This is a genomic window from Gordonia sp. DT218 (assembly GCF_049847105.1).
Classification (GTDB): Bacteria; Actinomycetota; Actinomycetes; order Mycobacteriales; family Mycobacteriaceae; genus Gordonia.
The window spans coordinates 156,610-169,340 of sequence record NZ_JBNCNS010000004.1 but is presented as its reverse complement, the minus strand read 5'-3'; the positions used below and the strand labels follow the sequence as shown (position 1 = coordinate 169,340).

At 67.1% G+C, this 12,731-nt stretch carries 14 protein-coding genes and 1 tRNA gene; 7 read left to right on the top strand and 8 right to left on the bottom strand.

Features of this window, described 5'->3' with window-relative positions; all coding sequences use genetic code 11:
* Positions 1-42: 42 nt before the first annotated feature.
* The 4 genes from ACPXCG_RS16185 to ACPXCG_RS16170 are packed head-to-tail and all read right to left on the bottom strand — an operon-like array spanning position 43 to position 3,303.
* The gene (locus tag ACPXCG_RS16185; RefSeq protein WP_425792999.1) at positions 43-1,056 is read right to left on the bottom strand and encodes a glycosyltransferase; all 1,014 of its coding nucleotides are present in this window, start codon (positions 1,054-1,056) and stop codon (positions 43-45) included.
* Positions 1,053-1,862 carry an ABC transporter ATP-binding protein gene (locus tag ACPXCG_RS16180; RefSeq protein ID WP_425792998.1) on the bottom strand — a complete coding sequence of 270 codons (810 nt, stop codon included), beginning with the start codon at positions 1,860-1,862 and terminating at the stop codon, positions 1,053-1,055. Before ACPXCG_RS16180 ends, ACPXCG_RS16185 begins: the two co-directional genes overlap by 4 nt.
* Before the next feature lie 12 nt (positions 1,863-1,874).
* Positions 1,875-2,738, bottom strand: a complete 864-nt coding sequence (locus tag ACPXCG_RS16175) for an ABC transporter permease (protein ID WP_425792997.1) — start codon at positions 2,736-2,738, stop codon at positions 1,875-1,877.
* 25 nt (positions 2,739-2,763) lie between these two features.
* Entirely contained in the window at positions 2,764-3,303 is a 540-nt protein-coding gene (locus tag ACPXCG_RS16170) for a bacterial proteasome activator family protein (protein WP_164309555.1), read from the bottom strand.
* 64 nt (positions 3,304-3,367) lie between these two features.
* Between ACPXCG_RS16170 and ACPXCG_RS16165 the strand changes: the two genes are divergently transcribed.
* Complete coding sequence (locus ACPXCG_RS16165) at positions 3,368-4,564, top strand: aminotransferase class V-fold PLP-dependent enzyme (protein WP_425792996.1); 1,197 nt, start codon at positions 3,368-3,370, stop codon at positions 4,562-4,564.
* 111 nt (positions 4,565-4,675) lie between these two features.
* Positions 4,676-5,146, top strand: a complete 471-nt coding sequence (locus tag ACPXCG_RS16160; protein ID WP_425792995.1) for a MarR family winged helix-turn-helix transcriptional regulator — start codon at positions 4,676-4,678, stop codon at positions 5,144-5,146.
* Positions 5,147-5,182: 36 nt separating this feature from the next.
* On the opposite strand, the gene ACPXCG_RS16155 is transcribed toward ACPXCG_RS16160, so the two are convergent.
* Positions 5,183-6,148, bottom strand: coding sequence for an NAD(P)H-quinone oxidoreductase (locus tag ACPXCG_RS16155; protein ID WP_425792994.1), 966 nt, complete (start codon positions 6,146-6,148; stop codon positions 5,183-5,185).
* 53 nt (positions 6,149-6,201) lie between these two features.
* Between ACPXCG_RS16155 and ACPXCG_RS16150 the strand changes: the two genes are divergently transcribed.
* From ACPXCG_RS16150 to ACPXCG_RS16140, 3 genes are all read left to right on the top strand, one after another.
* Positions 6,202-6,660, top strand: coding sequence for a MarR family winged helix-turn-helix transcriptional regulator (locus tag ACPXCG_RS16150; RefSeq protein ID WP_425792993.1), 459 nt, complete (start codon positions 6,202-6,204; stop codon positions 6,658-6,660).
* A 12-nt stretch (positions 6,661-6,672) separates the two neighbouring features.
* A tRNA-Ser gene (locus tag ACPXCG_RS16145) sits at positions 6,673-6,757 on the top strand.
* 172 nt (positions 6,758-6,929) lie between these two features.
* Positions 6,930-8,156, top strand: a complete 1,227-nt coding sequence (locus ACPXCG_RS16140; protein ID WP_425792992.1) for a multidrug effflux MFS transporter — start codon at positions 6,930-6,932, stop codon at positions 8,154-8,156.
* Here the strand turns inward: ACPXCG_RS16140 and ACPXCG_RS16135 are convergent.
* Both ACPXCG_RS16135 and ACPXCG_RS16130 read right to left on the bottom strand, forming a co-directional pair.
* Complete coding sequence (locus ACPXCG_RS16135) at positions 8,149-8,796, bottom strand: DUF5701 family protein (protein WP_425792991.1); 648 nt, start codon at positions 8,794-8,796, stop codon at positions 8,149-8,151. The two genes, ACPXCG_RS16140 and ACPXCG_RS16135, sit on opposite strands and share 8 nt — an antisense overlap.
* Positions 8,797-8,852: 56 nt before the next feature.
* Positions 8,853-9,668, bottom strand: a complete 816-nt coding sequence (locus ACPXCG_RS16130; protein ID WP_425792990.1) for a class I SAM-dependent methyltransferase — start codon at positions 9,666-9,668, stop codon at positions 8,853-8,855.
* Between the two features lie 154 nt (positions 9,669-9,822).
* On the opposite strand from ACPXCG_RS16130, the gene ACPXCG_RS16125 reads away from it, so the two are divergent.
* A complete protein-coding gene (locus ACPXCG_RS16125; protein WP_425792989.1) occupies positions 9,823-10,497 on the top strand; it encodes a winged helix-turn-helix transcriptional regulator in 675 nt (224 codons plus the stop codon).
* Positions 10,498-10,521: 24 nt separating this feature from the next.
* Here ACPXCG_RS16125 and ACPXCG_RS16120 read toward each other — a convergent pair whose 3' ends face one another.
* A complete protein-coding gene (locus ACPXCG_RS16120) occupies positions 10,522-11,559 on the bottom strand; it encodes a magnesium transporter CorA family protein (RefSeq protein ID WP_425792988.1) in 1,038 nt (345 codons plus the stop codon).
* A gap of 42 nt (positions 11,560-11,601) precedes the next feature.
* Between ACPXCG_RS16120 and ACPXCG_RS16115 the strand changes: the two genes are divergently transcribed.
* Complete coding sequence (locus ACPXCG_RS16115; RefSeq protein ID WP_425792987.1) at positions 11,602-12,720, top strand: acyltransferase family protein; 1,119 nt, start codon at positions 11,602-11,604, stop codon at positions 12,718-12,720.
* The last annotated feature ends 11 nt before the right edge of the window (positions 12,721-12,731 follow it).

Genomic DNA, 12,731 nt, shown 5'->3' with positions numbered 1-12,731 from the left:
GTAGCGAGGAGCCGTATCGAGATCTCGGGACCGACCGCACCCCTACGGCCGCGTGAACCGCTCCCGACGGCCCAGTCGCCGCAGCCGCATCCACTCCGCAAAACCCTTCGGATCATGCTGCTGCACAAGGAAATACCAGCCGAATCGGGCATACTCCTGCGGGAGTAGCCTGCGCATCCCGGGCTGGCTCATCAGGTAACCGCGATTGCGATACGTGAAAAAGCGCTTCGTCGGGTTGTCGGGGTACTGCGTGTGCATCCGCCCGCCCAGGATCGGCCGGAACTCGTCGGAGCCGTCGGGGTGTAGGTAGCCCGCCGTCAGGCAGGTGCCGAACGCGAGCCCCGACCGCTGCAGCCGACGATGGATCTCCACCTCGTCGCCACGGAAGAACAGCCGGAGATCCGGCACGCCGACTTCCTCGAGCGCGCGCGCCGAGAAGAGCGCGCCGTTGAAGAGTGACGCGATTCCGGGCAGCAGATCGTCCGCGGTGGCCTCTCCGCTGGTTACATGCGACCCGCTCGCTGCGCTCCCGGCGTCGGTTACCTGCGACCCGCTCGCTGCGCTCCCGGCGTCGGTTACCTGCGACCCGCTCGCTGCGCTCCCGGCGTCGGAAAACAGCTCGGAGCGCTTGCGCCGCCACACCAGTCCACGACGCAGTGGGAAGGCGAGGGTGTCCGGGTCGTCGATGTTGGCGACCACCGGCGAGACCTCGTCGAGCCGATGCCGTGCAGCGCAATCGAGGAGGGCGCTCAGCACGGCCGGGCCGTCGGGGCGGCCGTCGTCGTCGGCGCACCAGACCCAGTCCGCACCCATGGCCAGCGCGTGCAGGATGCCGAGCGCAAAGCCGCCCGCGCCGCCGAGGTTGCGCTGCGAACCGAGGTAGGTCGTCGGGATCGGTTGTCCAGCAACGAGCTCGGCGACCTCTGGTTCGTCGGCATTGTCCACCACGATCAGGTGATCGATGGGGCGGTCCTGGTTGGCGACGACGGCCAACGAACCGGCGAGGAGTTCGACTCGGCGATGGGTGACCACCACCGCGATCACGCGGTCGGTCATGCGCCCGGTGCCTCGATCTCGGCGAGCACCTTCCGGACGTGGGCGGCGGCCGCCGGGCCCTCGTAGGCGCCGACGACGTCTTCGATGCCGCCCTCCATCCGGATCTGACCGTGGTCGATCCAGAGCGCGCGGTCACAGAGTTGCGCGAGGAATTCGTTGGAGTGGCTGGCGAACACGAGGATGCCGGATCGTTCGACCAGTGCCTGCAGTCGGGTGCGGGCCTTCTTCATGAAGTCCGCGTCCACCGCGCCGATACCTTCGTCGAGGATGAGGATCTCCGGATCGATGCTGGTGACCACGCCGAGCGCCACGCGCACCCGCATTCCGGTGGAGTAGGTTCGCAGCGGCATCTGCAGATAGTCACCGAGCTCGGTGAACTCCGCGATGTCGTCGATCTTCCTGAGCATCGCCTTGCGGGTCATACCGAGGAACATGCCGCGGATGATGATGTTCTCGTAGCCGGAGATCTCGGGGTCCATGCCGACGCCGAGGTCGAAGACCGGGGCCACGCGCCCGCTCACCCGGCACGATCCGCGGGTGGGCTCGTAGATGCCCGACAACAGTCGCAGCAGTGTCGACTTGCCTGCACCGTTGTGCCCGACGAGCCCCACCCGGTCGCCGTGCTGCAGGTGCAGGTCGATGCTCTTGAGCGCCTCGACCACCACGACATTCGAATCGGTGGACCCGATCACGCCGCCGGCCGCCCCCATCACGGACTTCTTCAGTGAGCGGGTCTTCGCGTCGAAGATCGGGAAGTCGACGCACGCCCCCCACGTGTCCACACGAACGTTGTCGTCAGGTGCCATTTCTCGCCCGTCCTAAACCCAGTACGCCACGCGGGCTCGATAATTGCGCATCACCAGCATGGCCATCAGCCACCCGACCGCGGTACAGCCGATCACGATCGCCCAGTGGTAGAACGCCACCGACTGCCCCAGCAGCGGGCCGCGGGAGATCTCGAGGTAGTGGAACATCGGATTGAGCTCGACGAGCTTCAATCGCGGCGACTTCTCGCCGGCCGCGGTGTTCCCGAGGCTCTGGGTGCTCCAGATGATCGGCGTCATGAAGAACACCAGTTGCACGACGGTGGTGAGGAGCTGACCGATGTCGCGGAAGCGGGTGGAGAGGATGCCGAAGACGATGGACACCCACACCGAATTGAGCACGAACAGGAAGATGGCCGGGAACACCAGCAGCACCGACCAATGGATCGGCGGCGGAAAGATCACGAAGATCAGCACGATGATCACGACGTTGTGCGCGAAGATGATCAGCTGACGCCACACCACGCGATAGACGTGCACGCTGACCGGTGCCGGGATCTGTTTGATCAGCCCCTCGTTCTTGGAGAACACCTCGGCACCCTCGAGGATCGAGCTCTGGATGAAGTTCCAGAAGATGAAGCCGAGCGCCACGTACGGCAGGAAGACCTTGATGTCCATCCCGAAGAGCTCGCCGTACAGCAGGCCCATGGCGACGGCGGTGACGCCGGTCGCGATGGTGATCCACAGCGGACCGAGCACCGACCGCCGGTACCGCTGCTTGATGTCCTGCCACCCGAGGTGGAGCCACAGCTCGGAGGTGGTCAGGCCGTCGCGGAGATCCTTGACCGCCCGGCGGAGCGTGCGCGAATCGGACACCGCCGGTGCTGGGGGTACCTCGCTGTTGACTACCGATGACACGGGGACCCAGCATACAAGCGGGGCATCAGAGGTATTGCCCCGTGCTGGGTCCATGCGGTCCGCCGCCGGTCACGACGCCGGGAGGGAGTGCTCCCTGCCGCATCTGTTCGAGCTGTGCGCGAGCGGCCATCTGCTGGGCGAACAGCGCGGTCTGGATGCCGTGGAACAGGCCTTCCAGCCAGCCCACGAGCTGGGCCTGGGCGATCCGTAGCTCGGCGTCCGACGGCGTCCCGTCGTCGGTGAAGGGCAGCGCCAGCCGCTCGAGTTCTTCACGCAGTTCAGGGGCGAGACCGTCCTCGAGTTCCCGGATCGACGATTCGTGGATCTCGCGCAGCCGATTGCGACTGGCCTCGTCGAGCGGAGCCGCCCGCACCTCCTCGAGCAGCTGCTTGATCATGGTGCCGATCCGCATCACCTTGGCCGGCTGTTCCACCATGTCGGCCACGCTGCTGCCGTCACCGTCGGCGTCGCCGCCGGACTGCCCCCCGACGACGATCACGTTCTCCGGTTCCTCGCCGGGAACGCCGGTGCGTGGGTCGCTGCCTCCGAACGGTCCAGATGTCATGCCACCCATTGTGCCGAAGGACGTGTGTCAGTGGTCGTGCTACCCCATGTCTATCGTGAGAGCCATGGCCTTCGACGTCGCACACGTGCGTGGATTGTTCCCCTCGCTCGGTGACGGCTGGATCCATCTCGACCCGCAGGCCGGTCTGCAGATACCGGACTCGGTCGCGTCCGCAGTGTCGAAAGGTTTCCGTCAGCTCGGGGCGGCACCCGGTGGCGTGTATCCGGCCGCTCGGGCATCCGCCGAGGTGGTCGATGGTGCCCGCCGCGCGATCGCGGACCTGATGGCCGCGGATTCCGCGGCCGTGGTCCTCGGTCCGTCGCGGTCGGCGTTGGTGAGTGGCCTCGCGGATGCGATGCCGGCCTCGTCCTGGCTGGGCGGCAACGTGGTGCTCAGCCGCCAGGACGACGAACCCAACATCGTGCCCTGGCTGCGGGTCGCCGACCGGCACGGCGCCCGGACCCGGTGGGCGGAGGTGGACGTCGAGACCGGCGCCCTGCCGACCTGGCAGTACCGGGATCTGATCGACGAGCGGACCAACGTCGTCGCGGTGACCCTGGCGTCGTCGACCGTCGGTGCGATCACCGACGTGGGCGCGATCGCCACCAGGGCGCGTGCCGCCGGTGCCCTCCTGGTGGTCGACGCGACCAGCGCTGCGCCGTATCTTCCGCTCGACATCGGCGAATTGGGCGCCGACGTGCTGATCGTCTCCGCCGAACGCTGGGGTGGACCGCGGGTGGCAGCGATGGGATTCCGTAGCGCCGCCGCCATGGATCGCCTGCGTTCCCTGGCGATGGATCCGCGAGCCGTCGGGCCGGCGCGGTTGGAGCCCGAACCGCACCAGGGTGCATTGCTGGCAGGCCTCGTCGCTTCCGTGGAGCACCTCGCCGCCCTCGACGACGATGCGATCGGAAAGCGTCGCCGGCGGGTCGTGACCGCCCTCGACGGCGTGAACGAGTACCTGCGGCGGCTCACCTTCTATCTGACCTCCACCCTGCAGCACCTCAACCAGGTGAGCCTGGTGGGCACCGTGGAAGATCGTGTCCCGGCGGTGAGCTTCACCTTTGACGGCGTCAGTGCCGACAAGGTGGTGCGACGGCTCGCCGACAACGGGATCTGTGCCCTCGCGGACGTGCCGAGTCGTGCGCTGACCCGCCTGGGAGCGGGCGATTTCGGCGGCGCGGTCACGGTGGGCCTCGGGCCCTACTCCACCCCCTATGAGGTGGATCACCTCGCGCGTGCGCTGGGGTCACTCGGCTGAACGACACGAGTTGGTCAATTGTCTGAGAAGTGGGTCACCTGACTCGCAATTCGGCATCGCGGCCATTAAGTTCACGACAATGAAGGTTGTCGCGATTTCGGCTGTGCACTGATGCGCGCCGACTCCGGAGCGGCCGATCAGGCCCTGAGTTCCACGGAGCTGGACATCTGGCGGGCTGTGGTCAAGGGTGGCTGGGGTCTGCTGGCGGAGATCAACACGGCGATGTCGGCCGAGGGGATGTCCCAGGCCGATCTGCGCGTCCTCGAGGCTCTCGGCGATTCCCACACGCGTGGGATCAGTGAGCTCGCCGCGGATGTGCACATGACGGTGAGCACTGTGTCGCGGCAGACCGCGCGGCTCATCGCCGACGGTCTGGTCGAGCGGGTCGAATGCGGGACCGACGCCCGCCATCGGTACGTCCGCATCACCGAATGTGGTCTGGCTGCGCGGGATCGGCATGTGTCGGTACGCAACGACCTGATCCGGCGGCTCGTGGTGGACCGGGTGACGGCCGACGAGTACCAGACGCTCGGTGAGGTGTTCCGCAAGATCAACGGTGGGCTGTCCGACTGCCCGGAGTGATCGGCGAGTGCTCGCCTGAGCCCGCGACGACGCGCGTCACTCCATCGTCAGCAGCACCTTGCCGATAGCGTCGCCGCTGTCGAGGCGCGTGTGTGCGGCCTCGACGTCGTCGAGTGGGAACGTGGAGTCGACGATCGGACGAACCGTCCCTTCGTCGATGAGCGGCCAGATGACCCGCCGGGTCGTCGCGACCACCTCCGCCTTGGAGGCGGCGCCCTCGACGGGTCGGGACCGCAGCATCGTGCCGTGGACCGCGGCGCGTTTGGAGAGCAGTGTGCCGATCGGCAATTCGGCCTTGATCCCGCCCTGCATCCCGATGATCAGCAGCCGTCCACCCGTCCGCAACGCCTTGACGTTCCGCTCGAGATAGGCCGCACCCATGATGTCGAGGATGACGTCGGCGCCGCCGCTGTCGCGGATGATCTGGACGAAGTCGTCGGTCGCGTAGTTGATCAGGATGTCGGCGCCGAGATCCTGGCAGCGGGCGAGCTTGTCGGAGGTGCGAGCGGTGACCGCGACCCTGATCCCCAGCGCGTGGGCGACCTGGGTCGCATGGGTACCGATGCCGCTCGATCCGCCGTGGACGAGCAGCAACTCGCCGTTCTCCAGGTGCGCGGTGTCGAAGAGGTTCGACGCCACGGTGCAGGCGACCTCGGGCAACGCGGCAGCGGAGGTGAGGTCGACACCCAGCGGCTTCGGCAGCACCTGCACCGCAGGCACGGCCACCTTCTCGGCGTAGCCACCACCGGCCAGCAGGGCGCACACCTCGTCGCCGATCGACCAGGTCGAGACTTGCCGTCCGACCGCGGAGATCCGCCCCGACACCTCGAGGCCGAGCGTGTCGACCGCACCGGGCGGCGGAGGATAGTGACCGGCCTTCTGGAGGAGATCCGCCCGGTTGACACCCGCGGCGACGACGTCGATGACCACTTCGGTCGGCTCGGGCTCCGGATCGGGCAGGGTGGTCACGGAGAGCTGGTCGGTTCCGGCTATGGCGCGCACGGTGCCGATGCTGTCACAATCTCGGGGATCGGGTCGGGGAGACAGGGGAGGACATGCCCGCACCCGAGGGGTTGTCCGAGGAGGAGATGCGCGTCTGGCTGACCGTGCTGGTCGGGTCGATGCGGCTGATCGATCACCTCGACGAACGGCTGACCGCCGACAACGGGATCAGCTACGCGGAGTATCGGACGATGGTCTCCATCGCGCGCGAGGGGCCGCAGCGGATGTCGGAGCTCGCCCAAGAGGGGATGGTGTCCCGCAGCGGAATCAGCCGATTGATCGCGCGACTAGTGGCGCTCGGCTACGTCGAACAGTTCACCGAGGCCTCCGATGGACGCAGTCGGCTCGTCCGGCTCACCGACGCTGGGCGAGATCTGGTCGCGGCGGCCACCATCGATCACGTCGCGCGGATCCGCAGACACCTCTTCGACCAGATCGACGAGGGTGAAGTGCGTGCGCTCGAGTCGGTGTTCGGCAAGGTCGATGCGAGTCTGACGGGCCCGCTCCAGTAACCTCGTCGGCAGGGAAGCGTGGCAGAGCGGCCGAATGCACTCGCCTTGAAAGCGAGCGTGGGTAAAACCACCGGGGGTTCAAATCCCTCCGCTTCCGCGTCAAGCGTCGGGGCCGAGCTCATCCGGAAAGCATTAACCTCGACTCGACGAATCCACCTTCATTGGCAACGAAGGTGGATTCACCGATCCGAGGTATCTCGCCGGGCGGATGAGCGTGACTGCCGGGTACGCGTCACTCACGACCGATCGCCGACACTATCGTTTCCCGCGTGACCACGACCGCGACCACGACCCGCGACGGCCTGGGGCCGCGGCTGCTCCTGGCCTTGGCGCTGCTCTCGGCGACCGCGCCGATCGCGACGGATCTCTATCTCCCGTCCTTCCTGGAGGTCAAGGAATCGCTCCACACCGACGCCACGTCGGTGCAGCTGACACTCACGGCGTTCTTGGTGGGTGTCGCAGTCGGGCAGGTGTTGTGGGGCCCGGTCTCGGATCGCTACGGCAGACGTCGACCCCTGGTGATCGGCTCGGCGGCCGCGGTTCTCGCGGGCATCGTGGTGGTGGCGGCACCGACCATCGAGGTCCTCATCGCCGCCCGCTTCGTCCAGGCAGTGGCCGCGGCGGCGGGCATGGTCATCGCCCGCGCCATCATCGCCGACCTCCTGGTCGGATTCGCCGGCGCCCGATCGATGACGCTGATGATGACCATCCAGAGCCTCGCCCCGGTCATCGCACCCGTCATCGGTGGTGTCCTGGCCGGACACGTCTCGTGGCGCGGCGTGCTGGCGGTGATCCTCGCGGCCACCGTCGTGCAGCTCATCATGGCGGTGACGTCGGTGCCGGAGACACTCGCCGCGAAGGACCGCGCGCCACGCCTCGGCTACCGTGACCTGCTCGGGCGGTTCCGACGGCCGGCATTTCTCGCCTACGTCTTCACCCAGGCCTTCGCCTTCGGCTCGCTCATGGCCTACATCTCGAGCTCGTCGTTCGTCTATCAGCGCGTGCTGGGCACATCGTCGGTGGTCTACGGACTGTGTTTCGCGGTGAACGCCCTGGGGATGACGATCGCGGGTCTGGTGGCCGCCCGCCTGTCCCGCAGACGCGTGCATCCGGCTCACACGATCCGGATCGCGGTGCCGGTGCTCTTCGTCGCGTCGGTGTGCGTGCTCGGTGCGGCATTGTCACCGGTTCCGGTCCTGCTCGTCGTGCCGCTTTTCGTGGCAGTGACCTCCGTCGGCTTCGTCATGGGCAACAGTGCGGCGCTCGCGATGGAACACACCCGCGACGCAGCAGGCGCCGGCAGTGCCGTGTTGGGCGGTCTGATGTTCCTCGTCGGCGGCGTGGTCTCGCCCCTCGGTGGTCTCGCCGGCGACGACACCGCCGTCCCGATGGCCTGCGTGATGGTCTGCTCCGCGGTGGTGGCGCTGATCTGCTTCGTCGCTGCCCGACGCCACGCGGCCCGTCATCCGGAGGGCGAGGCGGCCTTCGTCAGCTGATGGACCGACGGTCCACTGCCGAGGCGAACCCGAGCCACATGTGGCGGTTACCCGCCCAGCACCAGCCGACCTTCGGCGCGCCCTTGCGCTCGCGCCCGTCTCTGCCGGTGCCCCCGGAGATCCAGATCGCCGGGGTGCGGGCGTCGAGGCGACCGTTCGGCTTCCGCAGGCGCGAGCCGATGGTCATGAAGCACCGATTCGGCTGGAGCTGTCCGGGTTGCTGAAGGAGCCAGGCGATGCCTTCTCCGATCGTCAGCGGGGTGCGGGTAGCACCGGTGATCGACGGGAGTGCCTCGTCGGGACTCCAGTTCGCCATCGCGTCGCCGCGATCGATGTCCGAGAGCAGGTAGAACGGCCCGGCCGGGAGGCCGACGCCCGTGATCGGTGTGAAGTCGTCGAGGTCGGTCATGTCGACGACGACGAACCCGGATTTGCCTGCCCGGGTGAGCAGCGGTGCGGCCGCCGATGGTGCGAGGAGTTCCGGGTGTGGGACGAGGAGCGCGTTCCCCGTGTCTGCTGCGGCCGCTGCGGCGTCGACGATCGCTGCGTCGTCGATGCCGGCGAGCCGCGCGACGCCGAGGTCGACGAGGCGACGGGCCTGTGTCGGGAGGTCGGGCAGGTGAACGATCGTCGAATCCACCTGCCCGATCATAGCCTCTATCCGGGAATTGTTGTCCCTCAGTGCAATTCGATCGACTAGCTGGTGACGGTGGCCGTGACCAGCAGGTATTCCCACTCCATCTGCCCCTTGTCGATGTGGTCGTCGGCGAGTGCCGCCATCTCTGCATCCAGCTCCGCAACCCGTGTCGGATCGTCGCCGATCGCCTTGTAGGTCGCGATCGCCGGACCGTATGTCGCCTTGAAGAAGTCCCGGAACGCCGCACCGTCGGCGAATCGACTGACCGGGAGTGACTCGGTGGTGGCAGTGATGTCGTGGACGCGATCGTCGAGCAGGGTGCGCACATGGTCGGGATCTCCCCAGAGCACGCCGGGGCTCGCGCCCGGTGGGGGCGGCGGTGCGTAGGGCTTCATGACGGAGAACAACTGGCCGATGAAGCCGGTGGGTGTCCAGTTGATCAGGCCGATCCGGCCGCCGGGACGGCAGACCCGGATCAGTTCGTCAGCGCAGCGCTGATGGTGGGGTGCGAACATCACGCCGACGCACGACACGGCGACGTCGAAGGAGCCCTGGTCGAACGGCAGATCCTCGGCATCGGCGGTGCGCCAGATGATTCCGAGGTCGGGCTCCCGGAATTCGCCGATTTCCAGCAGTTCCGGGGTGAGGTCGGTGGCAACGACGTGCGCCCCGATCCGCGCGGCCGGGATGGCCACGTTGCCTGCGCCCGCGGCGATGTCGACCACGCGATCGCCGGGGCCGATGGCGGCGGCGTCGGCGAGGCGCGGGCCGAGTGGCGTGATCACATCGGCAACGGCCGGGTAGTCACCGGACGCCCATAGTGCGCGGTGCTTCGCCTTCAGTGCCTGGTCGGTGGTGATGTTCTCGATGGACATCGTGTCTCCTCGGTCGGTTCGAATGACGTAGTCAGCATCTCGCCGCGCCGGCTGTCGATCCAGACCAGGAAATGAACCGGCGGCGGTACTGAATCTGTACTGGTCATCGTCGCGGTGCGGGTGTGTACTTGAGGCACCGAGGGAAGGGGTCCCGATGACCTCCTATGGACAATTCTGCCCGGTCGCCAAGGCGATGGAACTGCTCGATGAGCGCTGGACGATTCTCGTCGTGCGTGAACTCCTCTTGGGCAGTAGGCATTTCAACGAACTGCGGCGCGGCGTACCCAAGATGTCACCTGCGTTGCTCACCAAGCGGCTGCGCGGACTCGAACGCGCGGGAGTGGTGCGCCGATCCGAGGTCGGTGGTCGGTCGGTGTACTCATTGACCGACAAGGGTGAGGAACTCACCGAAGTGGTGACCGCACTGAGCACCTGGGGTACGCGCTGGATCGGGGAGCTCGGCGACGCCGACCTGGACCCGCATCTGTTGATGTGGGACATCCACCGCACCGTGCCCATCGATCGCTGGCCCCGACGTCGAACCATGGTGGAGTTCAACTTTCGCGATGTCATCGGCAAAGCGGGCTCGTGGTGGCTGGTGGTCAGCGACGGCGAGGCCCAGGCCTGCGATTTCGATCCCGGCTACCACGTCGACGCCACCGTCGTCACCGATCTGCGCACCCTCACCGAGGTGTGGCGCGGTGACATCGACTGGCGAACCGGCCTGCGTGACGACCGGATAACGGTTCTCGCACCGTCGGAAGTGCGTCGCGATGTGCCCGAGTGGATCGGGCAGGGCGTCGCGTCGGCGATTCCGCGGCCGGCCTGACCTGCGGCCGGATGTGGTTGCGACTCAGAGATAGTCACGCCGACGGAAGCTGAAGTACAGGCCCACCACGATCGCCACGATCAGCACGGCGCTGGTGATGAATCCGACGGTGTGGCCGTAGCCGGGGTACGGCACGTTCTGGCCATAGAACCCGGTGATCGCCGTCGGTACGGCGATGATCGCGGCCCACGCGGTCAGCTTCTTCATCACGGTGTTGAGCCGGGCGTCCGCGAGAGACAGGTTGGTCTCGAAGATCGTGGTGACCATGTCGCGCAACGACTCCGTCCACTCCGCCGCGCGCAGCGCGTGGTCGTAGAGGTCGGAAAAATGTGGATCGAGTTCGGGAGGCGCCTTGTTCTCGAATCGTCTGCGCTGGATACCTCCGATGACCTCCCGCATCGGCAGTACCACCCGTCGCAGCAGCACCAGATCCTTACGGAGATCGTAGGTCTGACGCTGGAGTGCGCGGCCTGCGACCCGCTCGTCGAAGAGCAGTCCCTCGAGGTCTTCCATGGCGTCGTCGAGTTGCTGGACCGCATCGAAATGGCCGTCGACGACGACGTCGAGGAGCCCGTGCAGCAACGCCCCGATCCCGTATTGCTCGCCGCCGATGTCGTCCCATCGCTGCACCACCGTGTCGATGTCGAAGTCGGCGGTGCGTCGAACGGTGATCAGCGCATTCCCTTTGACGAACACCGAGATGCGGTGCAGATCAAACGCTTTGGCCTGCTCGGCGGGACTCTGTCCGCCGGAGGTCTGAGTCGCCGGTGCCGCCTCGGAAGGTTCGTCGTCGTTCAGCACGACGGCATAGACCATCAGGAAGGTGTGGTGGGCGTACGCGACGGTCTTGACCCGTTCCGCTGAGGCGGTGGTGTCCTCGATCGCGAAGGGATCGAGGTCGAGTTCATCGGCGAGGGTCGCCATCGTCTCGCTCGTGGGGCATTCCAGGTCGGCCCAGACGAGTAGATCGGAATCGGCGAGACAGTCGGAGACCCTGCTCAGCTCGAATCCGTCGACCTTCTCGCCGTCGCGCCAGATCTGTCCGCGGATTCGTTCCGACATGGCCTGCATTCTGCCACCGGGGTGGGATGGCAGGATCGCAGCATGGCCGCGCGGATCCCATCTCTCACCGGAATCCGGGCACTGGCGGCGCTTTCGGTCTGCCTCACCCACGCCGCGTTCTGGACCGGCCACTACACCGATGACTTCCTCGGCCGACTCACCTCCCGCTTCGAGGTGGGCGTCGCCATCTTCTTCGTGCTGTCCGGATACCTGCTGTTCGCGCCGTGGGTGGCCGCGCTCATCGAGGGGCGTGGCGCACCGTCGGCCGGACGCTACTTCTGGCACCGGGCGCGACGCGTCCTGCCGGCCTACTGGATCACGGTCGTGGTGGTGTATGCCCTCTACCTCGTCTACGAACCCGCCGATGCGTCGCCGACCGGCACCGGTTGGTCCGGCTTCCTGCGCAACATGACCCTCACCCAGGTGTACGGATTCGGCCATCTGCACTCGGGGCTGACCCAGATGTGGAGTCTGGCCGCGGAGGTGGTCTTCTACCTGGTGCTGCCGCCGATCGCGTGGATCCTCGTGTCGGTGGTCTGTCGTCGACGATGGCGCCCGGATCTGCTGATCGTCGGGTTGCTGGCACTGCTGCTGGTGTCGCCCATCTGGTCGGTGGTGGTCGCGGGCAGTGCCGGGGTCGATGCGACCGCGCGACTGTGGGCACCGGCGTTCTTCGGCTGGTTCGTCGCGGGGATGCTCCTCGCGGTGTGCGTGCACCTGATCCGGCGCTGGGATGCGACGGTGTCGGTGGCCATCGCGGTGGGAGCGTTCCTGCTGTCGGCGACCTCGATCGCCGGTGAACCCACCATCACCCCGACCACGGCGTCGGCGACGATCGTCAAGCACGTGCTCTACCTGGTGATCGCCGTCGGCCTGATCGGTCCGCTGACCGTTCGCGATCAGTCCGACTGGTGGGCTCGCGTGTGTGGGAGCCGTCCGATGGTGTGGCTCGGCGAGATCTCGTACGAGTTCTTCCTCGTGCATGTCCTCGTGCTGGAGATCGTCATGGACGTGCTCGGGTTCGGGGTGTTCAGCGGGTCGATGCCGATAGCGTTCCTCGCCGCGACGGCGGTCAGCATTCCGGTCGCCTGGCTGCTGCACCGACTCACCGCGCCGTTGTGGCGTGCCCGTACGCCCGGGCTGTCGCACAGTCGCGGGTAGCATCGACGGTG

What these genes read in the sequence shown, in the direction of transcription:
- ACPXCG_RS16180 (WP_425792998.1), bottom strand. Translation starts at nt 1,862, where the DNA reads ATGGCACCTGACGACAACGTTCGTGTGGACACGTGGGGGGCGTGCGTC.
- ACPXCG_RS16160 (WP_425792995.1), top strand. Translation starts at nt 4,676, where the DNA reads ATGCGCGCCGACTCCGGAGCGGCCGATCAGGCCCTGAGTTCCACGGAG.
- ACPXCG_RS16185 (WP_425792999.1), bottom strand. Translation starts at nt 1,056, where the DNA reads ATGACCGACCGCGTGATCGCGGTGGTGGTCACCCATCGCCGAGTCGAA.
- ACPXCG_RS16150 (WP_425792993.1), top strand. Translation starts at nt 6,202, where the DNA reads ATGCCCGCACCCGAGGGGTTGTCCGAGGAGGAGATGCGCGTCTGGCTG.
- ACPXCG_RS16165 (WP_425792996.1), top strand. Translation starts at nt 3,368, where the DNA reads ATGGCCTTCGACGTCGCACACGTGCGTGGATTGTTCCCCTCGCTCGGT.
- ACPXCG_RS16130 (WP_425792990.1), bottom strand. Translation starts at nt 9,668, where the DNA reads ATGTCCATCGAGAACATCACCACCGACCAGGCACTGAAGGCGAAGCAC.
- ACPXCG_RS16170 (WP_164309555.1), bottom strand. Translation starts at nt 3,303, where the DNA reads ATGACATCTGGACCGTTCGGAGGCAGCGACCCACGCACCGGCGTTCCC.
- ACPXCG_RS16120 (WP_425792988.1), bottom strand. Translation starts at nt 11,559, where the DNA reads ATGTCGGAACGAATCCGCGGACAGATCTGGCGCGACGGCGAGAAGGTC.
- ACPXCG_RS16115 (WP_425792987.1), top strand. Translation starts at nt 11,602, where the DNA reads ATGGCCGCGCGGATCCCATCTCTCACCGGAATCCGGGCACTGGCGGCG.
- ACPXCG_RS16125 (WP_425792989.1), top strand. Translation starts at nt 9,823, where the DNA reads ATGACCTCCTATGGACAATTCTGCCCGGTCGCCAAGGCGATGGAACTG.